This window comes from Pseudomonas sp. NPDC047961 (genome assembly GCF_050272435.1).
GTDB lineage: Bacteria > Pseudomonadota > Gammaproteobacteria > Pseudomonadales > Pseudomonadaceae > Stutzerimonas.
Window position 1 is genome coordinate 957,750 of the sequence record NZ_JBNNMD010000002.1, and the last position, 21,872, is coordinate 979,621.

At 62.9% G+C, this 21,872-nt stretch carries 15 protein-coding genes; 12 read left to right on the forward strand and 3 right to left on the reverse strand.

Translation table 11 applies throughout. The annotated features are described in order from the left end of the window. The first annotated feature begins 4 nt into the window (after positions 1-4). A complete protein-coding gene (locus ACQKIK_RS10600) occupies positions 5-682 on the forward strand; it encodes a hypothetical protein (RefSeq protein ID WP_463309406.1) in 678 nt (225 codons plus the stop codon). 339 nt (positions 683-1,021) lie between these two features. On the opposite strand, the gene ACQKIK_RS10605 is transcribed toward ACQKIK_RS10600, so the two are convergent. Both ACQKIK_RS10605 and desA read right to left on the reverse strand, forming a co-directional pair. Continuing rightward, positions 1,022-2,020 carry a GGDEF domain-containing protein gene (locus ACQKIK_RS10605; protein WP_159969519.1) on the reverse strand — a complete coding sequence of 333 codons (999 nt, stop codon included), beginning with the start codon at positions 2,018-2,020 and terminating at the stop codon, positions 1,022-1,024. A gap of 141 nt (positions 2,021-2,161) precedes the next feature. Next, the gene (desA, locus tag ACQKIK_RS10610) at positions 2,162-3,352 is read right to left on the reverse strand and encodes a delta-9 fatty acid desaturase DesA (RefSeq protein ID WP_499135864.1); all 1,191 of its coding nucleotides are present in this window, start codon (positions 3,350-3,352) and stop codon (positions 2,162-2,164) included. Positions 3,353-3,627: 275 nt separating this feature from the next. Between desA and ACQKIK_RS10615 the strand changes: the two genes are divergently transcribed. The 10 genes from ACQKIK_RS10615 (at position 3,628) to ACQKIK_RS10660 (ending at position 18,597) form a co-directional block, all read left to right on the forward strand. After that, positions 3,628-6,582 carry a PAS domain S-box protein gene (locus ACQKIK_RS10615; protein WP_499135865.1) on the forward strand — a complete coding sequence of 985 codons (2,955 nt, stop codon included), beginning with the start codon at positions 3,628-3,630 and terminating at the stop codon, positions 6,580-6,582. A 95-nt stretch (positions 6,583-6,677) separates the two neighbouring features. Continuing rightward, positions 6,678-7,064 (forward strand): response regulator, encoded by a 387-nt coding sequence (locus ACQKIK_RS10620; RefSeq protein ID WP_463309409.1) that lies wholly within the window; start codon positions 6,678-6,680, stop codon positions 7,062-7,064. Positions 7,065-7,098: 34 nt separating this feature from the next. Then, complete coding sequence (locus tag ACQKIK_RS10625) at positions 7,099-9,501, forward strand: PAS domain S-box protein (protein ID WP_463309410.1); 2,403 nt, start codon at positions 7,099-7,101, stop codon at positions 9,499-9,501. Then, the gene (locus ACQKIK_RS10630) at positions 9,498-9,887 is read left to right on the forward strand and encodes a response regulator (RefSeq protein ID WP_463309411.1); all 390 of its coding nucleotides are present in this window, start codon (positions 9,498-9,500) and stop codon (positions 9,885-9,887) included. The genes ACQKIK_RS10625 and ACQKIK_RS10630 overlap by 4 nt, the downstream gene beginning before the upstream one ends. After that, positions 9,880-11,511, forward strand: coding sequence for a diguanylate cyclase (locus ACQKIK_RS10635; protein ID WP_463309412.1), 1,632 nt, complete (start codon positions 9,880-9,882; stop codon positions 11,509-11,511). The genes ACQKIK_RS10630 and ACQKIK_RS10635 overlap by 8 nt, the downstream gene beginning before the upstream one ends. A 173-nt stretch (positions 11,512-11,684) precedes the next feature. Next, the gene (locus ACQKIK_RS10640; RefSeq protein ID WP_463309413.1) at positions 11,685-14,555 is read left to right on the forward strand and encodes an ATP-binding protein; all 2,871 of its coding nucleotides are present in this window, start codon (positions 11,685-11,687) and stop codon (positions 14,553-14,555) included. Next, positions 14,552-14,941, forward strand: coding sequence for a response regulator transcription factor (locus ACQKIK_RS10645; protein WP_045423178.1), 390 nt, complete (start codon positions 14,552-14,554; stop codon positions 14,939-14,941). Before ACQKIK_RS10640 ends, ACQKIK_RS10645 begins: the two co-directional genes overlap by 4 nt. Further along, positions 14,938-16,083, forward strand: coding sequence for a YaiO family outer membrane beta-barrel protein (locus ACQKIK_RS10650; RefSeq protein WP_499135866.1), 1,146 nt, complete (start codon positions 14,938-14,940; stop codon positions 16,081-16,083). The genes ACQKIK_RS10645 and ACQKIK_RS10650 overlap by 4 nt, the downstream gene beginning before the upstream one ends. Then, positions 16,073-17,197, forward strand: coding sequence for a HEAT repeat domain-containing protein (locus ACQKIK_RS10655; RefSeq protein WP_463309415.1), 1,125 nt, complete (start codon positions 16,073-16,075; stop codon positions 17,195-17,197). Before ACQKIK_RS10650 ends, ACQKIK_RS10655 begins: the two co-directional genes overlap by 11 nt. Beyond that, positions 17,194-18,597, forward strand: a complete 1,404-nt coding sequence (locus tag ACQKIK_RS10660; protein ID WP_463309416.1) for a glycosyltransferase family 2 protein — start codon at positions 17,194-17,196, stop codon at positions 18,595-18,597. The genes ACQKIK_RS10655 and ACQKIK_RS10660 overlap by 4 nt, the downstream gene beginning before the upstream one ends. 99 nt (positions 18,598-18,696) lie before the next feature. Here ACQKIK_RS10660 and ACQKIK_RS10665 read toward each other — a convergent pair whose 3' ends face one another. Continuing rightward, positions 18,697-20,190, reverse strand: coding sequence for an aldehyde dehydrogenase (locus ACQKIK_RS10665; protein ID WP_045423170.1), 1,494 nt, complete (start codon positions 20,188-20,190; stop codon positions 18,697-18,699). Between the two features lie 204 nt (positions 20,191-20,394). Between ACQKIK_RS10665 and aptA the strand changes: the two genes are divergently transcribed. Then, entirely contained in the window at positions 20,395-21,717 is a 1,323-nt protein-coding gene (gene aptA, locus ACQKIK_RS10670; protein WP_499135868.1) for an omega-aminotransferase AptA, read from the forward strand. Positions 21,718-21,872 lie beyond the last annotated feature (155 nt).

Genomic DNA, 21,872 nt, shown 5'->3' on the forward strand with positions numbered 1-21,872 from the left:
CGCCATGCGTTTCGGAGCCATTCTGCTGGGTGTGCTGATGGCGCCGTCCGCGCAGGCTATCGAGGCCTATTCGTGCCGCAACGGCTTCTTCCCGGCGTTTGCCGGTCAGGTGCGCCACGCCGAAGTAACCGCCGATACAGGCGCACAGGTCCACTTCAGGGACGATGCCCCCGGCTGCCCGGACAAAGCGTCCTGCCTGCAGAACGCCTATCTCGTGGATGGCGACAGGCTTCTGGTTGGCAAACAGGCGGACGGCTGGGCCTGCGTCTGGTACTTCGCCGAGACACGCGAGTTCGTCGGCTGGCTGCCGACGCGCAACCTCGACGTTGAAGCCTCGGCACCCATACCCACTCTTAACGATTGGATCGGCCGCTGGGTGCCGATTGCAGGTGGCAACAGCATCGTCATCACCCATCCCTCGCCTGCCGGCCCGCTTGCCATAGAAGGCGAGGCCATTTGGCAAGGCGGGCTGAACAGCTTCGGCGAGCGGGTCGTGCACGTTGGCGCCTTCGCTGGCAAGGCACAGCCCACGGGTGATCTATTGAAGGTGGTCGAGGGCAGTGATGAGTATGAGTGCAGCGTTACCATGCAATACATTGCCGGTAATCTGGTCGTCACGGACAACAGTCACTGTGGCGGGATGAACGTGCGTTTCGACGATGTTTACCGCAAGGCACCCTAAAACCTAAGTGCACCTTCGCGTGCTTGAAGCGCAGCCGTTTTGGTCTAGAGCTCAGACCGTGCGGCCAACACCGCGGCCGCCCGTTCTAATCGCTTGCCCACCGCACAGGAAACACGCGGTTGTGCTGAGGCATGGATGCGGCCGCGTTTGGCAAAGCCTTCAACGCCGGCGCAGGTGAGGCGAAGACCAAATGTCCCAGCGTCTGAACGCCAGGCCAAATGCGATGAGTTCAAGCAAGAAATGGAAGCGTTAGGCCAGCAGTTCACGCAATGACAGCGTTCGCGACCGGCGGGACGAACCAGCGGCCGCGGCGAGGATTTCCGCCCTTCGAATAGCGAATCAGGCGACGATCACCTGGTTCTTACCCAGACGCTTGGCGGTGTACATCGCCGCATCGGCGCGAGCGAACAGGGCGCTGAGGTCAGGATCGCTGGCTCTCAGGTAGGTCACGCCCAGGCTGATGGTGACGCCGAAGCGCTGCCCGTCGGGACTGGTGAACACAAGTCGCTGGATTTCACGCTGCAAGCGTTCGGCGATCTGTTCGGCAAGGTCCGGCTGGCAACCTGGAAGCAGCAAGGCAAACTCCTCACCACCTATCCGGCCGAACAGATCACCCCGGCGCAAGACCGACGAACCGCACTGGGCCACGCGCTGCAACACCTGATCGCCCATCTGATGACCGTGGGTGTCGTTGATGCGCTTGAAGTCATCGATGTCCAGCAGCTGGAACGCCAGGGACGTGGCGTATAGCCGGGCCAGATCGAACTCGCGCTGGGCGCATTCGAAGAAGTACCGTCGGTTACTGCTCTGGGTCAGGACGTCAATCGTGGCCAGGCGCTGCAGCTCGCCTTCAAGTTGCTTCTTTTCGGTGATGTCCTCGGCGATCCCGACAATGATCGGCCCATGCGTGCTGTCCGCATTGCGCGCGATGAAGCACTTATCACTGAGCCAGCGCAGCTGACCATCGGTGCGAATGATGCGGTACTCACGCTCTTCGACTGCGCCCTTGTCGAGCACATCGAGCATGCTCTGCTGAGCGTACTCCAGATCGTCCGGGTAGATGCTATTGCGCCACTCGCCGAAGTCAGACAGCAGCAAGGCGGCCGAGCGGCCAAAGATCTGCTCGTAGGCCGGGCTGACGTAGATCATTTGCTGGGCTTGCCAATCGAATGCCCAGAGCACCGCGTTAACAGCCCCCATCAGGGTGCTAAACAACTGCTCGCGCTCGCTCAGGCGCTCTACTTCGGCACGCGCGTGCATCAACGCTAAAAGGGTTTGCGCCTCGGTCGGCGGAAGGATCCCGACACCCGTGTCGCTTCGCTGCTTCACCAGATTCATACCTGCTTCCAAAAAATGGCGTCAGGCACCGGCGGAGACCCGCTGGGTAACTGTCGCAATAGCACCAGAATGCAGTTCAGAGAGTGGCAAGAAGGCAAAGTTCCGGCCGGCGCGCCAGCCATAGGTCGCGCCGATCAGAGGTCAGGCTTGGGCGACAGCCGGTCTCAGCGAATAGGTCTTGAGGTGCTCGGCGAATTCACGCAACGACTGAATACCGCTGGCTTCGGCGTCTTGGACCCACTGCTTGATCGCGGCCAGCATGTCGTGGCCGTTGGCACTGGTGCGGTTCCAGATCTGTTGCAGGGCCAGGCGCTGCTCGTAGATCACCCGCAACGACTGACTCTGCTCCAGGATCACCTCGATATGCGCCTGCTGCTCATCCTGCAACAGGCTCGGCTCACGCGACAGCAACCGCTTGGCACGGCGGAACTGATGCCGCATGGAGGCATCGGCACGCTGCAATTCGAGCTGAACCAACGGCTTGATCACCAGCTTGCGGTACTGCGCCATGATCTGGAAACGGTTGTTGAGAATGGCCATGGCGCTGTCCATGTCCAGCTGATGCTTGGGCGTGACGCGGTGGGCAATGGGCGCCGTGCGGTTGACCTTGGCCAGGCCGAGCAGACTGAACAGCTTGATCCAGGCCCAGCCCATGTCGAACTCCCACTTGCGCACCGAGAGCTTGGCCGAGTTCGGGTAGGTGTGATGGTTGTTGTGCAGCTCCTCGCCACCGATGAGGATGCCCCAGGGCACCAGATTGGTCGCGGCATCGCGGCATTCGAAATTGCGATAGCCCACCGCATGCCCCAACCCGTTCACCACACCCGCAGCCCACAGCGGAATCCAGATCATCTGCACAGCCCAGACCGTCAGGCCGATCACGCCGAACAGCGCCAGGTCGAGGCCGAGCATCAGCACGATGCCGAGGTTGGGAAAGCGGGAATACAGGTTGCGCTCGATCCAATCGTCCGGGCAATTCTTCCCGTAGATCCGCAGGGTCTCCTCATTCTTCGCCTCTTCCATGTACAACTCGGCGCCGCGACGCAACACGGTGCCCAGCCCCTTCTGCACCGGGCTGTGCGGATCATCCGGGGTTTCACATTTGGCGTGATGCTTGCGATGGATGGCAGTCCATTCGCGGGTATTCATCGCCGTGGTCAGCCACAACCAGAAGCGGAAAAAATGCTTGAGCCCCGCATTCAACTCAAGTGAGCGGTGAGCGGAGTAACGATGCAGATAAACGGTGACCGCAACGATGGTGACATGGGTAAGAATAAGAGTGGTCGCAACGACCTGCCAGGCGGAAAGGTTGAGAAAACCGGTGTACCACATAGTGTCGCTGCCTCGCGGTGTAGAAAGCCGATCCGCAGCCGCGGACCTGATTGCATTATCCACCCTGCCTGGCTGGCTGAGCCGCCGCCTGTCGTTCGGCGCGTCTTTTTCGTTTCAGGGTCTAACAGAACAGCCTTCACGGCCGATATACAGGGGAGCAAGGGACGGCGCTTTCGAGATAGCATATAGCCATCACTTTTCCTTCGTCCGCCTTGGACGTTCTGCCCTACGCAGAGCCGCGCGAGGCGGTGCCGATGATTGCCCCGAACAGAGCCATGAGCCCCCTTCCCCATCCCACCAGTCCTCGATGGTTACTCGGCGTCGGCAGCCTGCTGCTGGCCTTGCTGTTCGGCGGCCTGGCCTTCAACGGCTTTCAGGCTAGGGATACCGTCTGGTCGTTGCAGACCGAGCAACAGGGCGAGCTGCAGGCCATGGCCTTGCGCAGCGCCCAGCAGGGTCTGGAAAAACAGGCCCGGTTGATAGCCCGGACGCTCAGCGCCAGCCCCGAAACCTTGCGCCTGGTACGCCAAGCGGACCGTGCCATCAAAGCAGGAGCTCAGTGGCACGGCCCGCGCATGACGCGCATTCGCCAGCAACTGACCCAGTCGCTGATGCCGACCTGGACAGCGATGCAGGCGCACGGTGCCCGTCAATTGCAACTCTACTGGGGCGAGGCCGGGATCGCGCTGCTGCGCATGCAGGACCTGGAAGCCTTTGGTGATGCAGTGGCCGATCGCAGGCCGTTGCTCTACAAGGCGTTATCCCAAGGACAGACCGTCTCTGGACTGGACATCGGCCAACACAGCGCAGGCAACCGGGCGATCGTACCGATACGCGCCAGCAGCAGCCCTGAAAGCGAAGTGATCGGTGCTCTGGAGGTGGGGTTCGAGATTCTTCCGGATCTGCCCGAACTCGGCGATCAGCTGAATGCCGGTCTCGGTCTGCTGGTCAACCGTGCCGAACTGGAGGAAATGCTCTGGGCGCGCCCGGTCGGCATCCAGCTCGAGGGCCTAAGCGGTTGGTTGCTCGATACCCACTCGGCACCCCAGATCCTGCAATGGGCAGAGCAGCAGTCGCTCCCGGCACCCGAAGCGGGGCAAGCCCTGCGCATGCTTGAATCAAACGGCCGCAGCTTTTTGCTCAACCAGATTCCGCTGCATGACGTCCGGGCTGAATACAGTCCCGGTCGCTTGCCCATGGCGGTTGCGCTGGTCTGGCGCGACATCACCCTGGCACTTCGTGAGCAGCAACAGGCTGAACGCCGCCTGCTCTTGAAATGGGGCCTGGCGTGGCTCATCGCCGAAGCATTGTTGCTCATGCTGGGGTTCATGCTGCACCGCCGCGGCATTGTGCAACGTCTTCACCAGATCCGTTCCACACAGCAGGAGCGCGCCCGCCGTCGCCTGCTCGAACGCGGCCAGAAAATTACCAGCCTGCTGCCGGGCATGGTCTACCAGCTGAAGCGCTCCGGCGACGGCAGCTACAGCTTCCTTTATGCCAGCGAAGGTGCACGCGAACTGTACGGGATCAGCCCGGAACAGCTGGTCGACAACGCCAACATTGCCTTCGCCGCCGTGTATGACCCTGACCGCCCCAACCTCAGAGCCGCGATCGAACGCTCGGCAGCCGTCTTGGGCAGTGGCGCTACGCGCCACCGCATCAGACATCCAAGCAAGGGACTGATCTGGGTTGAAGTGCGCGCAAACGCCGAGCGCCTGCGCGACGGGTCCGTCCTCTGGCATGGATTCATCGCTGACATCACCCCACTGATGAGCGCGACGCTCGCCTTGCGTGAGAGCGAAAGCCGCTTCCGCAGCATGGTCAGCAACCTGCCGGGCGTGGTCTACCGCCGCGGCGTCGATACCGAACGGACCCTCAGTTACCTGAGCGACGGCATCGAACGCCTGACCGGTTACCCCGCCAGCGACTTCGTAGCGCCAGGCACACGCCAGTACAGCAGCCTGATTCACCCTGAAGACCGCACGAGTCTAGAGGACGATGGCGCGGACCCGTTCGAGCGCACCTACCGACTGATCAACGCCCGCGGTGAAACGCTCTGGGTGCAAGAGAACCGACGCGCGCTGCGCGACGCCGATGGCCGGGTGCAGTGGTACGACGGTTTCATCGGCGACGTCACCGCCCGCGCATTGGCCGAGCGCGAAGCCCATGAGCGCGAGAGCTACGTGCGCCTGCTGATCGCCAATGTCATCGACGCCATCATCATCATCAACCAGCGCGGCTTGATCGAGACCTTCAACCACGCCGCGGAACGCATCTTCGGTTACAGCGAGGAGGACGTGCTTGGGCGCAACCTGTCCATTCTCATGCCCGAACCCCATCGCGCCGCTCATGATGGTCATCTACAGGACTACGAAAGACGCGGGGAGGGCCGCAGCCTGGAGCAGAACCGCGAACTGCAGGCGGTGCGCCGCAATGGCGAACTATTCACCATCGAACTGCGTGTTTCGGAAATCAGTCACCGCGGGGAACGCAAGTTCATTGGTCTGGTGCGCGACATCACCGAACGCAAGCGAGTCGATCGGATGAAGAGCGAGTTCGTCTCTATTGTCAGCCACGAACTGCGCACGCCGCTGACTTCGATTTCCGGCGCACTGGGCCTGATACTCGGTGGCGCTGTTGGCGAGGCTCCGCCGGCCATGAGACAGATGCTCGGCATCGCCCAACAGAACAGCCAGCGTCTCGGATTACTCATCGGAGACCTGCTGGATATGGAGAAGCTGATAGCCGGGCACATGACTTTCCAACTGCAGTCGCAGTCTCTGGCTCCGCTGTTGGAAGACGCATTGCGCTCGAACCAGGCCTATGCCGAACAGCTCGGGGTCCGTATCGAGCTGGGCGAGCGAGCCGTGGCAACCGTGACAGTGGACGCGCACCGTCTGCAGCAGGTCCTGGCGAACCTGCTCTCCAATGCGGCGAAATTCTCCCCAGCTGGTGCAGTCGTCACCTTAAGCAGCCAGCGGCGCGGCGGTAACATCCGCGTAAGCGTTGACGACGTCGGCCCCGGCGTTCCACTGAGCTTCCGGCAGCGAATTTTCCAGAAGTTTTCCCAGGCGGACTCTTCCGATACCCGCCAGAAAGGCGGTACCGGCCTCGGCCTGGCCATCAGCAAAGAGTTGATCGAGCACATGAACGGTTGCATCGGTTTCGATTCGGAGCTGGAACAGGGGGCGTGCTTCTGGTTCGAACTGCCTGTGCAAGAACCCGGTTAGCCGACTATTTTTCTAGTGTGCCGAGTCAGCCGACGAGCAAGCTGGCAAACTGTTCATTTCCGAGCGCGCCAGGCACGCTTTGTTGGAGATCCCGCATGAGCGAGCTGAAACGGATTCTGCATGTCGAGGACGATCCGTCCATCCAGGCTGTCGTCAAGGTCTCGCTGGAGGCGATCGGCGGCTATCAGGTGCAGTCCTGCTCGTCCGGCCACCAGGCGCTCGAAGAGGTGGAAGCCTTCGCCCCGCAGTTCGTCCTCTTGGATGTGATGATGCCTGGGATGGGTGGCCCCGAGACCCTCACCAGGCTTAGCGAGCGGATCGATCTGGCTCAGGTTCCGGTGGTGTTTATGACTGCCAAGGTCCAACCAAGCGAGATTGAGCACCTGCGCAAGCTCGGCGCGCGCGATGTCATCGTCAAACCTTTCGATCCGATGCGCCTGGCTAGCCAGATCCAGGCGATCTGGGATGCCAGCGGCGAATAAGCCGTTGCCCCTGAATCCGAGAGAGCTCAGCCAGATGGAGTCATCGAAATCGATACCGGCACCCTCCCCGCCCCGCGAGCTGTCCAGACTCGCCGCGTTGCTGCGCTACGAGATTCTCGACACGCCTGACGAGTCTGCCTTCGACGATTTCACCCAACTGGCTGCCTATATCTGCGGCACCCCCATCGCGTTGATCTCGCTGGTCGACGACCATCGCCAGTGGTTCAAGAGCCGCCTCGGCCTCGATGTCAGCGAAACCCCGCGAGAGCTGTCGTTCTGCACCTATACCATCGAAGGCCAGGGCCTCTTCGAAGTCGAGGATGCACAGCGAGACACGCGTTTTTGTGATAACCCGCTGGTCACCGGCAACCCGAACATCCGCTTCTATGCCGGGGCGCCGCTGACCTCGCCGGACGGCTACAACCTCGGCACTCTCTGCGTCATCGACCGGCAGCCGCGACAGCTTGACGAAGCGCAACGCGGCGCACTGGTAAGGCTCAGTCGGCAGATAATGCGACTGTTCGAAGAGCGCCTTCAGGCTCACCGCTATGCCGAGCAAGCCGCGCTGCAGCAGGCTTTGCTCAACAGCGCCGCAAGCGCGATGTTGGTGACGACAGCCGACGGACACGTATCGGGTGTCAACCCCACCGCCGAGCGTCTGTTCGGCTATTCCGAGCAGATGCTGATCGGACACCCGCTGACTTCAGCACTGTTTCCGCAGGAGGCGCTGCAGCGCCGCGCAACCATTCTCGGCAATGCGCTTGGCGAACCCATCGAGCCGGGATTCGCCGTTCTCACCGCACCGCTGCTCGAAGGCCGACGCGAAATGCGCGAGTGGCGTCTGCAGCATCGCAACGGCAGCGGCGTTCCGGTGCTCCTGAATGTCTCGGCGATCCACGATGAGCGCGAGCTGTTGCGCGGCTACATCGTCAGCGCCTATGACCTGGCCCACCAGGAGCACCTGCAGTTGCGCCTGCAGCAGATCGCGGCGCAAGTGCCCGGCATGCTGTTCCAGTTCTGCTGGCGACCCGACGGCAACAGTTCGTTCCCGTACCTCAGTGAGGGCGTCGAGGACATCTACGGCCTGAGCGCTGCCGAAATGGAGCCCAGTATCGGGCCGGTCTACGCCCGCGTGCACCCCGACGACCGCGAGCATGTGCTGGCGAGCATCCGACATGCCGCCTCGACCCTCACCCCGTGGCACTTCGAACACCGGATCGACCACCCTCGCAAGGGCCTGATCTGGGTAGAAGCCCGCGCCACGCCCATGCGTCAACCGGACGGTTCGGTGCTTTGGCACGGGCTGGTGACGGATATCACCGAGCGCAAGGCCGAGCAGTTGGAGCTGGACAAGCAGCAGGAAATGAATCGACGCCTGCTTGAAGCACTGTCCGAAGCGGTGGTGGCCTGCGACGCCGACTGCAACCTCACCTTGTTCAACCACACTGCCCGCCGCTGGCACGGGCTCGATGCTCAGCAAATGCCGCCGGAACAATGGCCGGCCATCTATCACCTCTATCATGCCGACGGCGTCACGCAGATGAAGCCTGAGGAAGTTCCGCTGATGCGCGCCTTACGCGGCGAGCATATCCGCAACTTAGAGATGACCATCGTGCTGGAGGGCATCCCCCGCTACGTGCTGGCCAACGCCGATCCGATGTACGCCTCGAACGGTCAGCAGAACGGTGCGGTGGTCGTGCTGCACGACATCACCGAGCGCAAGCAGATCGAGATCCTGCAGCGGGACTTCGTCTCGACCGTCAGCCATGAGTTGCGCACACCGCTGACCTCCATTACGGCCTCGCTCGGACTGATTTGTGGCCAGGTCATGGGCGCGGTGCCCGAACATTTGCAGGAGCTTCTGGACATCGCGCACCAGAACAGCAAACGGTTGAGCACACTGATCGATGACCTGTTGGACATCGACAAGCTGTATGCCGGCAAGATGCGTTTCGAGTTGCGGACGCAGCCCTTGCAACCCTTGCTTGAGCAGGCATTGCGCAGCAATCAGGGTTATGCAGAAAGCCATGCGGTGGGCATCGCGCTGGGTGATTGCCCTGCCGTGTCGATCACTGTCGATGCGATGCGCCTGGAACAGGTGCTGAGCAACCTGCTATCCAACGCCGCGAAGTATTCCCCGTCTGGTGAAACCGTCGCCATGAGCGCCCGACTGGTCGCCCCGCAACGGGTCCGAGTGAGCATCTGCGACGAGGGGCCCGGCATCACCGAAGCATTTCGCGAACGAATTTTTAGCAAGTTCGCCCAGGCCGATTCGTCCGATACGCGGCAGCAAGGCGGTACCGGACTGGGCCTGGCTATCAGCAAGGAGCTGATCGAGCACATGGATGGCGAGATCGGCTTCGACTCGACGCCCGGCGCCGGGGCCTGCTTTTGGTTCGAGTTGCCCTGCCATACGCTGAATGGGGCCGGCCCTTGAAGCCCTTGCTGCGTATTTTGCATGTTGAGGACGTCCCCTCTATTCAAGTGGTGACCCGCATCGTGCTGGAGAAACTGGGCGGTTTCGAGGTGCTCAGCTGCGCCTCCGCACAGGAAGCGCTGCAGCAGGCGCCCGGATTCAAGCCGGACATGATTTTGCTCGACGTGATGCTGCCGCAGATCAGCGGCATCGAGTTGTTGCGCCAACTCGCGTCACTGATCGACCTGCAGCAAACCCCCGTGGTGCTCCTGACCGGCCAGCCGGACGACCCGGCGGACCCCGAAGAACTGCAGCGTCTGGGCGTGCGCAAAGTGCTGCATAAACCTTTCGATCCACTCCAACTGGCGACACGACTGAACGAAATATGGAATGCCGAGCATGAATGAGGGCGCTAACGAAGCGCTGCAACGCCAACTGCAGGCACTCAACGAAAAGTTTGCTGAACGCTTGAGCGAGGAACTGGAGGCGCTCGAGCAATACGCCGAGCAGCTGCAGTCCGTTCGCGAACAGGAACAGCGGCGCCAGCTGATGCTCGCCCTGCTTGAACGGTTGCACCGTCTGGCAGGTACAGCGGGCACCTTTGGTTTCACCACGCTGGGCGAGCAGTCGCGGTTGCTCGAACGACGCGCAGAGCGCTGGCTGGAGGCGGCCAAGCCCAGCGGTCAGGCGCTTTCTGCGTTTGTCCGGGCGGTTCAGCAAATGGCAGCCACCGGGCGCGCCGGGGGGGCCGGCCCGCATCCCGAGCTGCATAGCGGCACGTCAGACGCGCTACCAGCCGGGTGCCGGATCTATCTGCTCGAAAGCGACTTCGAGGCCGGCCAGAACATGTGCCAGACCCTGGGTAACTTCGGTTACGAAGTGTTGCTATTCCCTGAAATCTCGCTGTTGCAAAGCGCTGTCCAGGGCCAGCTGCCCGACGCCCTGATCGTTAGCCAGCACGATGGCGAACTGGCTGCCGTCAGTGCACTGCAGCAGAGCCTGGAGGTGCCGTTGCCGCTGCAGGTCATTGGTCACCGAGCTGATTTCGGCAGTCAGCTGGCGGCTGTGCGAGCCGGGGCTAAAGGCTTTTTCGTCCGGCCAGTAGATATCACCCAGCTGGAGAACAGCCTGGAAAATATCCTCAACCTGCAGCTGAACGAGCCATATCGGGTGCTGATTGTCGATGATGATGACGACCTTTCAGCGCGTTACAGCTTGGTGCTGCGTAACTCGCAGATGCTTGTGCGGACCTTGAGCGACCCCAGTCAGCTGTTCGAGGTGATGCGCGAATTCGATCCGGAAATGGTCCTGCTCGACATGAACATGCCGGACTTCACCGGAATCGAGCTGGCACAGATGATTCGCCTGAATGACGAGTGGCTGCGGGTGCCCATCATCTACCTGTCGGCTGAAACCGATATCAACCGGCAGATGGCCGCCCTGCTCAAGGCCGGCGATGATTTCATCACCAAACCCATCAGTGACAACGCGCTGACCGCCGCCGTGTTCTCCCGCGTGCAGCGTGCGCGCGCGCTGAGCATGGCATTGTCGCGTGACAGCCTCACCGGTCTACTCAAGCACGCCGATATCAAGGAACAGGTCGCGCTGGAAGTGGAACGCGCGCAACGCAGTGGCAAACCCACCAGCGTGGTGATGCTCGACCTCGATCACTTCAAGCAGGTCAACGACCAGTATGGGCATGCTGCAGGGGACAACGTCATCCGCTCACTGGCCAACCTGATGCGCCAACGGCTGCGCCGCATCGACAGCATCGGCCGTTACGGTGGCGAGGAGTTCGTCGCGGTACTACCGGACTGCCCAGCGGAACAGGCCAAGCGGATTTTCGACGAGATCCGCCTGCGTTTCGCCGCCTTGAGCTTCCACGCCGGCGCGCGCACCTTCAGCGTGTCGCTCAGCGCCGGGATCAGCGAAACCAACGGCCACTTCGGCGCGGGCGCCATGCTCGAACTGGCCGACCAGGCGCTTTATGCCGCCAAGCATAACGGTCGCAACCAGGTGCAGACCGCCTGACGGACAGCCCGGCTCGCGGAAAAACAAGCGAACCGTCACGCAATTGAGGACTCCAACTACACTGCATAGCAGTCGCGACCGGTTCGTAGGCGCTGGCATGCGGCGGCACGCCTGGGCTGGCTCCAGCGTTCGGGGCCGTCCCTATTCGTTCAACCGGCGAAAGGAGTTCCGGTTTGCCCGCAAGAACCCTGATCAGCTGGCATTGGCTCGCATTCCTGATCGCCTTCATCCTGCTAGTCGCACTGGGCTGGCAAGGCAAGCAAACCCAGCAACAGGTCCTGGCGACCAATCTGTCGGTCAGCCATAGCCTGGAAATCATCACCGCCAGCCAATACATGCTGACTTCGCTGCAAGACATCGAAACCGGTGCCCGCGGTTTCGTTTTGACCGGTGATCCCAGCTACCTCGAATCCTACGAACTCGGCCTACGACAAATCGAAGCGCACCGTCGTGGGCTGCAACGGCTGCTGGAGGACCGGGCGTTTCCCGACCAGGGTTGGTTCGAGCAGCTCGACCGCAATATTGCCGAGCGCCTGATGATTGCCGCCGACAACATCCAGGCACGCCGAGTTGTCGGCTTGCAAGCGGCAGCCGAACGCCTGCACCAGGCCGGCGGCAAGCTGATCATGGATCGGCTGCGCGCCTTGCTGGATGCGGTCGAGCGACGGGAGCGCAAGCAGCTTGCGGCAGCCAACCAGGCCGTGGCCGACACCATTGCGCAAAGCCGCAGACTGGCACTGATCGGCAGCCTGCTGGTGGCAGCGTTGTCTTTGGCCGCGTTTTGGGCCATCCGCCGCAACCTGCAGATTCGCCAGGCCCTGGCGATCAAGGCGCAAGCTGGCGAAGCTCGTCTGGGCGCCCTGCTGCAGGCGATTCCCGACAACCTGTACGCCATTGATGGTCAGCGCCGGATCACCGCCCTGTCCCAAGGAAGCGCGGTTCAGGCTCCGGCGTCCGAAGCCATCGAGCCGCTGCTGCTGGGGCTGCTTCCCCATGTCGATAACTCGTTACAACTGCGCCAGACCACCTGGTGCGAGATGAGCCGGCAGCGGACCTTCGAGGTTCGTCTGGTGCCTACCGGCCTCGGTGATCACCTGGCGATTGCCCGTGACGTGACCGAGCTGCAACGGAGCCGCGACACGCTCGAGGACCAGAAAGTTTTCCTGCGGCGGGTCGTCGATACCGATGAGAACCTGATCTTCGTGCGCGACGAGCTGGGCCGCTTTCTGTTGTGCAACAGTGCCTTCACCGCACTGCTCGACGCTCGGCCCGAAGCCATCGAAGGCCGCCGGGCCGAGGAAATCGCCGGGGCGGAACGGCTATTGCCTCTGTTGCAGGGCGAAGGCGACCTGCTTTGTGGCAGTGGCGAACTGCGCATTACCGAGATCGGTCTTACCGATACATACGGTCAGGAGCGCTGGCTGCAGGTGGTCAAGCGCCCCATGACCATGCCTAGCGGCGCCTGTTATGTCGTGACCGTTGCGGTCGATATGTCGCTCAGACGACGCATGGAGCAGATGAAGACCGAGTTCATCTCCACCGTCAGCCATGAACTGCGAACCCCGCTGACCGGCATCCGTGGCGCGCTGGGCATGCTGGTCGGGGGCGTCGCAGGCCACATCGACGAGGGTGCCCGACCACTTCTGGACATCGCGCACAAGAACAGCGAGCGGCTGGTGCGCCTGATCAACGACATCCTCGACATCGAGAAGCTCGAAGCCGGGCGCTTGCCGTTTCACTTCAGCCGCTGCGATGTCCAGGCGCTGACCGAACAGGCATTGGCCGACCTCAAGCCATACGCCGATGAATACGGCGTCCGCCTGACGCTTACGCTGCCCGCCGGCCCCCTCCAGGCCGAGGGCAATCTCGACCCGGATCGGTTCACCCAGGTGATGGCCAATCTGCTGTCCAACGCGATCAAACATTCGCCGGCTGGTGGCGTGGTCAGCGTCGACCTGCGCCTCCACGGCGGCAGCCTGGAGATCGGCGTTCAGGACCAGGGCCAGGGTATTCCGGCGGACTTTCGCTCACGGATATTCGAACGCTTCGCCCAGGCTGACTCATCCGATGCGCGTAAGCGTGGCGGCACTGGACTGGGGCTGGCGATCACCCGTTCGTTGGTCCAGCAGATGCACGGGCGGATCGGTTTCGACTCTCAGGAAGGCCAGGGCACGCGCTTCTGGCTGCGCCTGCCCGTCGCATCTACACAGCCCATCCATCCACCAACCGTCGCGCCAGCACTGCCGACAGCGGGAACCAATCGGCCGGTGGAGCGCATTCTCGTACTCGAGCCCGACGCGCCTGCCGCGGAACAGCTCGCCGCCGCGCTGCAGCAACACGGCTACGCCACGCTGATTGCCGAAACGGCAGCCCAAGCACGAGAGATGCTGGCTGAGTTCAGCATTCAGGCGCTCACTCTGAGCCCTGCGCTGAGCGACGAGGACAGCATTGCGTTTCTACAGAACCTGCGCAGCCAGACCGCTTACCGTCATCTGCCGGTGCTGATCGTCAGCCTCCAGCCACAACGTCGCGACAATGACGACGGGGCCCTGCGCGGCGGCGCGGTCGGCGTAATCGACTGGTTGCACAAGCCGGTTGACCCGTCGCGGGTCATGGATGTGGTGCGCGCATGCCTCAGGAACAACGGAGTCCGCCCGCGCATCCTTCACGTTGAAGACGATGAGGATCTGCGCACCCTGCTCGCCAGGCTGGTCGAGCCATTGGAGATCGATCTCCTTGGTGCGCCCACCCTGAGCGAGGCGCGTCAACTGATCGACGAGCACCGCTTTGACCTGGCGATCATCGACCTGATGCTGCCCGACGGGGACGGCAGCGAGCTGTTCGACCAGTTGGCTCAGAGCGTGCCGCCACCGCCCGTAATCATATTCTCCGCGCTGGATTCGCCGGTGCACGACAGCCGCCTGGCCCTACGCCAGCTGGTCAAGTCGCGCCATGACGGCGACGAACTCGCTGCGCTGATTCAGCAGCTGCTCCAGCAATGGCCGCCCGGCCATACCCCGGTTTCAGAAGAGGTCAACCCATGAGCGACTCCACTAGCCAGCGCATTTTGATGGTTGAGGACGAGGAGGACATCGCGTTCCTCATTCGCTTCATGCTCGAGCGGCACGGATTTACCGTGGATCACGCGGCAGACGGCCGTCAGGCCATCGAAAAGATCACCTCCTCGAGCCCACCTGATCTGACCCTGATGGACATCATGCTGCCCTACCACGACGGGTTGGAGCTGATCGAGCGGCTGCGCGCACAACCTGGCTGGGAAAGCGTGCCGGTGCTGATGCTGACCGCCAAGGCACGTGAGGTGGATATTGTCCGGGCGCTGGAGCTGGGCGCCGACGACTACGTGACCAAGCCCTTCCAGCCGGAGGAACTGTTGGCGCGCATTCGTCGCCTGTTGCGGAGGCCACGATGACTCGCATGGTTCTAGGCATGGCGCTGGCACTTCCGATTTCACTGCTGCCAGCGATAGCGCTGGCAGATGTCTTCAGCGCCCAACGACAGATCGAAGCGCAGCAACTCGATGCTGCCGAAGCGACCCTGCTTGACCATCTGACACGCCAGCCCAACGACAGCGAAGCTCGATTCCTGCTGGCCCGCGTGCGCGCCTGGCGGGGCCAACCCGAGCAGGCCCTGCCCCTCTACGATCAGCTGCTGCAACGCGAACCGGACAACGCCGACTACCTGTTCGGGCAGGGCCAGGCGCTGCTCTGGGCCGGTCGCCCGCAGGCCGCGCTGGACTCGCTCGAACGGGCTGCGCAGATCGCCCCGGACTATGCCGATATCCAGCAGGTGATTCAGCAGGCGCGCGCCGCGATGACCTCCCCGGTGACTGCCACCACAGCGGCGGTCGCCACAGCGCCGGCGCAGCGCCGCCACGAGCTCGAATTGTCGGCCCGCCAAGACTGGCTGGACAGCGGCTTCGACAACTGGCGCAGTCAGCGCCTCGACTACGCTTCGACGCAACCGGAAGGGCTCGGCTGGTACGGTGCACTGCTGCGCGAGCAGCGCTTTGGCGAATGGGATCAGGGCGCCGAGGCGGGGGCGGTGATCGCACTGGATGAAAACTGGACGCTGCAACCCGAAGTCGGCTATCAGCCGTCACCCTACTTTCTGCCCGAATGGCACGCCGACCTACGCCTGCAGCGGCGACTGCCTGCGGGCTTCCTCGGCGCTGCCAGCATTCGCCGCACCGAATACGAAACCACCCGCGTCGAGCGGTTGGCCCTCAGCGCCGAACGCTATTGGGACTCTTGGCGTGCGGGCTACACCCTGAACATCACCGACGTGGCCAATGCCGGCACGCCGGTCGGCCATGACCTGGCGCTGGACTACTACTACGCCGGCCTCAGCTATGCCGGTCTGCGCCTGACCGTCGGTGAAGAAGAAGCCGTCGAGGAACAGCAGCTGATCACCAGCGACGTACGCGCGCTCAGCCTGCAGGGTCGCCATTGGCTGGACAGCCGCTGGGCGCTGACCTGGGAAGTCGGTCATCACCGCCAGGGCGATTACTACACGCGGCGCTGGCTGCAGCTCGGCCTGCGGCATGCTTTCTGAACAACTGTCCGTCTGCCCAGCCTGGTTGTGCGAAACGCCGCGCCAGGCCTGGCTGTCGATCTGGCCGGAAGACGCCATGCTGCAGCTCGCGCTGTACTGCGCGCTGGGGCTGGGCGCCCTGACTCTGCTGGTGATGTTGCAGGTCATGTTGCTCGGCGAGCTCGCCCGCCGGCGCGCCAGCCGCCGCCAGCAGTTCAACGAGCAGTGGCGGCCGTTCTTTGCCTTGTGCAGCCTTGGCGATGAGCTGCCGGCGCCAGTGCCAACCCTGCCACGCGGACAGCAGCTGTGGTTTCTCCTGCAATGGAACCGCACCCAGCTGCAACTGCGTGGGGCAGCCCGTGAGCGGATGAATCGCGCCTTGGTCGCGCTGGGCATGGACCATCAAGCTCTGGTGCTGCTGCGCGGTCGGGTCCGCAGCAAGCTGATCGGGCTGACCTGCCTACGCCACCTTGCGGACCCCGCGTATTGGAATGACGTGCAACCGCTGCTCGTGAATCGCAACGTGACTGTCTCACTGGCCTCGGCGCAGACGTTGATTGCCATGGATGCGACCCGTGCCATGCAACTGATCCTGCCGGCCGCCGTGAGCCGTCCGGACTGGGCGTTGCCACGCCTGGCGAGCCTCTGTCAGCAAGCCGGCGAACAGGCTGTGACCTTGCCATTGCTGATTGCCCTTAGCGGCTCCGAAGACCCGCGCCGTGAGCGACTGGTGCCCCTGTTGGTGCATGGCGACCCCCGTCACGCGGCGCCCTGGGCACGCGCGCGGCTGGCAGAGGACGCTGCGCCGGAGCAGTTGCAGGTCGCGCTGCGTTGCCTCTGCGAATTGGGCGACCCGCGTGACCGCGGCCGTCTGCTGCGTGCACTGCAACACAGCCATGCCGATGTGCGTCTGGCCGCGCTGCAAGCCCTGCATAAACAGGCACGCAGCGACGACAGCGCGCTGTTCATGCCGTTGCTTGGCGATCCCAGCTGGTGGGTCCGCCAAGCCGCCGCCGATAGCTTGGCAACGCTGCCGGGCGCCACCCCGGAAGGGCTACAGATGCTGTTCCGGCAAGTGCAAGATCGTTACGGACAGGACGCTCTGCGCCGCGCCATGGCGGAGGTCAAACGGTGACCTTCGATTGGCTCGGGTGGCTGCAGCTGGGTTTCATCCTCTATTTTCTGCTGCTCAACGGCATGTACCTGTTGCTCAACGTGCTGTCGATGGCCAGCCTGACGAGTTATATCCGGCAGCGCGCCGAAATTGGTGAGATCGCCCCCTATCTCGGCGTCGAGCCTCCGGTTTCGGTGCTGATGCCGGCATTCAACGAAGAAGCGACGATTCGCACCTCGGTGCGCTCGATGCTGCAACTGCAGTACCCCGAGTTCGAAGTGGTGGTGATCAACGACGGTTCGAAGGACAGCACCCTCGCCGTGCTGATCGAGGAGTTTGAACTGGTGCCGCATCCCGAGCCGCTGCGCCAGGCCGTTGCCCATCAGCCGGTGCAGGCGATCTACCGCTCACGACGCTACGCCAATCTGCGGGTCATCGACAAAGCCAACGGCGGCAAGGCTGACGCACTGAATGCCGGTATCAATGCCGCGCGACACGGTTTGTTCTGCGGAGTAGATGCCGACTCGATCCTCCAGCGCGACAGTCTGCTGCGGGTTGTCCAACCCTTCCTCGAAGACGAACGTACGGTCGCCGCTGGCGGCACGGTCCGTATCGCCAACGGCTCGGAGGTGCGCGGTGGTTTTCTGATCCGTGCCGGACTGCCGAGCAACTGGCTGGCGCGCTTTCAGATCGTTGAATACCTGCGAGCCTTTCTGTTCGGCCGCCTCGGCTGGTCACCGATGAACGCCGTGCTGATCATCTCCGGTGCCTTCGGGCTGTTCGACAAGGAGCGGGTCATGGCCGTCGGCGGCTACCGCACCGACACGGTGGGCGAGGACATGGAACTGGTGGTGCGGCTGCATCGCTATCACCGGGAAAAGCGCATTCCCTACCGCATCCGCTACCTGCCCGACCCGATCTGCTGGACCGAATGCCCGGAAGATCTCGGCACCCTCGGCCGTCAGCGCAGTCGCTGGCAACGCGGGCTGGCAGAGAGTCTGAGCCGCCACGCACGCCTCGCCTTCAGCCTGCGCGGCGGCACACCGGGCTGGCTGGCCTGGCCGTTCATGGCGCTGTTCGAATGGATCGGACCGCTGATCGAGCTGGTCGGCTACGGCTTCATGATTGGCGGATTCGTGATGGGCGTGGTGTCGTATGCGGCGCTAGCGGCCTTCCTGCTGGTCGCCATCGGCATGGGGATCCTGCTGTCGGTCAACGGCCTGCTGCTGGAAACCATGTCGTTTCGCGTCTACGAACGTCGCCGCGACATGCTGCGGCTGTTTCTCATGGCCGTGCTGGAGAACTTCGGCTATCGCCAGCTGAACACGCTCTGGCGCTGCCGCGGACTGTGGCAGTGGTTCTCGCGTCGCAAGCATCACTGGGGTGCGATGCGCCGCAGTGGGCGGTGGGGGCAAAGTTAGCTGAACGCTGAGAAACCGTAGGGTGGATCACGCTTCATCAATCCACCATGGCTGTGCAACCAGGTGGATGGAAAAGCGACATCCACCCCACGGATGTCGTTAGAGCTTGATCCAGGTGGCCTTCAGCTCGGTGTACTTGTCGAAGGCGTGCAGTGACTTGTCGCGGCCGTTGCCGGACTGCTTGAAGCCGCCGAACGGCGCAGTCATGTCACCGCCGTCGTACTGGTTGACCCAGACACTGCCAGCCCGTAACGCCTTGGCGGTCAGGTGCGCCTTGGACAGATCAGCCGTCCACACGGCCGCGGCGAGGCCGTACGGCGTGTCGTTGGCGATGCTCACCGCCTCGGCTGCGGTGTCAAAGGTGATCACCGACAGCACCGGTCCGAAGATTTCTTCGCGGGCGATCTTCATGGCATTGCTGACGCCGTCGAAAATAGTCGGCTCGACGTACAGCCCGCCAGTGTCCTGCATCGTCCGTTGCCCGCCGATCAGCACCTTCGCACCGTCGTTGCGACCGGCTTCGATGTAGCCGAGCACGGTGTCGAGCTGTTGGGTATCGACCAGCGCGCCGACATTGGTGGCCGGATCCAACGGGTTACCGGGCTTCCAGCCCTTGAGCGCCTCGACCACCATCGGCAGGAAGCGCTCCTTGACCGAGCTTTCGACCAACAGCCGCGAGCCCGCGGTGCAGACTTCGCCCTGGTTGAAGGCGATGGCGCCCGCCGCAGACTTCGCTGCGGCCTCCAGGTCCGGGGCGTCAGCAAAGACGATGTTCGGGCTCTTGCCGCCCGCCTCCAGCCAGACGCGCTTCATGTTCGACTCGCCAGCGTAGATCATCAGCTGCTTGGCAACCCGCGTGGAGCCGGTGAACACCAGCGTGTCGACGTCCATGTGCAGCGCCAGCGCCTTGCCCACGGTGTGGCCGTAGCCCGGCAGCACGTTGAGCACGCCCGGCGGAATGCCCGCCTCGATCGCCAGTTGCGCCACGCGGATGGCGGTGAGCGGGGATTTTTCCGACGGCTTGAGGACCACCGAGTTACCTGTGGCCAGCGCTGGGCCAAGCTTCCAGCAGGCCATCATCAGGGGGAAATTCCAAGGCACAATCGCCGCTACCACACCTACCGGCTCGCGGGTCACCAGGCCCAGCTGATCGTGCGGCGTCGCGGCCACTTCGTCGTAAATCTTGTCGATCGCCTCGCCGGACCAGCGCAGCGCATTGGCTGAGCCGGGCATGTCGACATTCAACGAATCGCTGATCGGCTTGCCCATGTCCAATGTTTCCAACAAGGCCAACTCTTCGGCGTTGGCCTGGATGAGGTTGGCGAAGCGAATCATGGTCGCCTTGCGCTTGGCTGGCGCCAGGCGGGACCAGACGCCAGATTCGAAAGCCATACGGGCACTGATCACGGCGCGATCCGCATCGGCCTCGTCACAGCTCGCCACTTGGGCCAGCACCCGTCCATCGACCGGGCTGATGCAGTCGAAGCGAGCGCCGCCGGTGGGCTCGGTGTATTCGCCCTGGATGAAGGCGCGGCCTTCGATGCGTAGGTCGCGGGCACGCTGTTGCCAATCGGCAAGAGTCAGGGTGGTCATGGGGCGTCCTCGGTAGTCTGTCGAATAATCAGAAAGGCACCCTAAACCAGCGGCACCAGGCCTATCAATATTTTTTACGCAGCAGCCGTTTTCTGCCTTGTTTTGTTCGTTTTATTAAACATAGACTCGCCAAAACCGCTGGGCGCTCGGGTGATGTCGCGCTACAGCATAGCCGTCGAACCCGTCGCCCTGCCGGAGCTAGTCATGGCCCACGATCGCGCCACATCTGCCGAACATTTCTGGATGCCCTTCACCGCCAACCGTCAGTTCAAGGGCAGTCCGCGCCTGCTGGAGCGCGCCGAGGGCATGTATTACACAGACACCGATGGCCGTCAGGTGATCGATGGCACCGCCGGGCTCTGGTGCTGTAACGCCGGCCACGGCCGCCGCGAGATCACCGAGGCGGTGAGCCGACAGATCGCCCAGCTGGATTTCGCACCGACCTTCCAGATGGGGCACCCGCTGCCCTTCGAGCTGGCCGAGCGGCTGGCACAGATCAGCCCGGCCGGGCTGAACCGAGTGTTCTTCACAAACTCCGGGTCGGAGTCGGCCGACACCGCATTGAAGATCGCCCTGGCCTATCAGCGCGCGATAGGCCAAGGCAGTCGCACCCGCCTGATCGGCCGCGAACTGGCCTACCACGGCGTCGGCTTTGGCGGCATTTCGGTCGGTGGCATGGCCAACAACCGCAAGGCCTTTGGCGCGCTATTACCAGGGGTCGATCACCTGCCGCACACGCTCGACTTGCAACGCAACGCATTCAGCCGTGGCCTGCCGGAGCACGGCGTGGAGAGGGCCGACGAGCTGGAACGACTGGTCACCTTGCATGGGGCCGAAAATATTGCCGCCGTGATCGTCGAGCCAATGTCCGGCTCCGCTGGGGTGATCCTGCCGCCGAAGGGTTATCTGCAGCGCTTGCGCGAAATCACCCGCAAGCACGGCATCCTGCTGATCTTCGATGAAGTAATCACCGGATTCGGTCGGGTCGGCGAGGCCTTCGCCGCCCAGCGCTGGGGCGTCACCCCGGACATTCTCACCTGTGCCAAAGGCCTGACTAACGGCGCGATCCCCATGGGCGCGGTGCTGATCGACGAGCAGATTCACGACGCTTTCATGCAAGGTCCGGAAAGCACCATCGAGTTCTTCCACGGCTACACCTACTCCGGCCACCCGGTGGCCTGCGCAGCTGCCCTCGCGACCCAGGAAATCTACCAGCGAGAGAACCTGTTCCAGAAAGCCATCGAGATCGAAGATTACTGGCAGGATGCCCTGTTCAGCCTCCAGGGGCTGCCGAACGTGACCGATATCCGAACGGTTGGGCTGGTGGCCGGCATCCAGTTCGCGGCCCATGCGGACGGCGTCGGCAAGCGTGGCTACGAGGTGTTCCGTCAGTGCTTCGAAGACGGTCTGCTGGCGCGCGCCAGCGGCGACACCATTGCCTTGTCACCAGCGCTGATCGTCGAGCGTGAGCATATCGACGCGATGATCGAGCGTCTCGCTGATGCTATCCGCAAGGTTGCGTTATAGCGCGTCGGACATCGCGGCACTGAAGCGTTCATGCTGTGTTTTGTGGAACACCTAGGACACAGCCATTCTTGGTATGCGTAGCAAAGCTGATCGCCAGCAAGCTGGCTCCTACATTGCGTGCATCGCATTGGAGCAAGATTTCGGCTTGTCAGGCT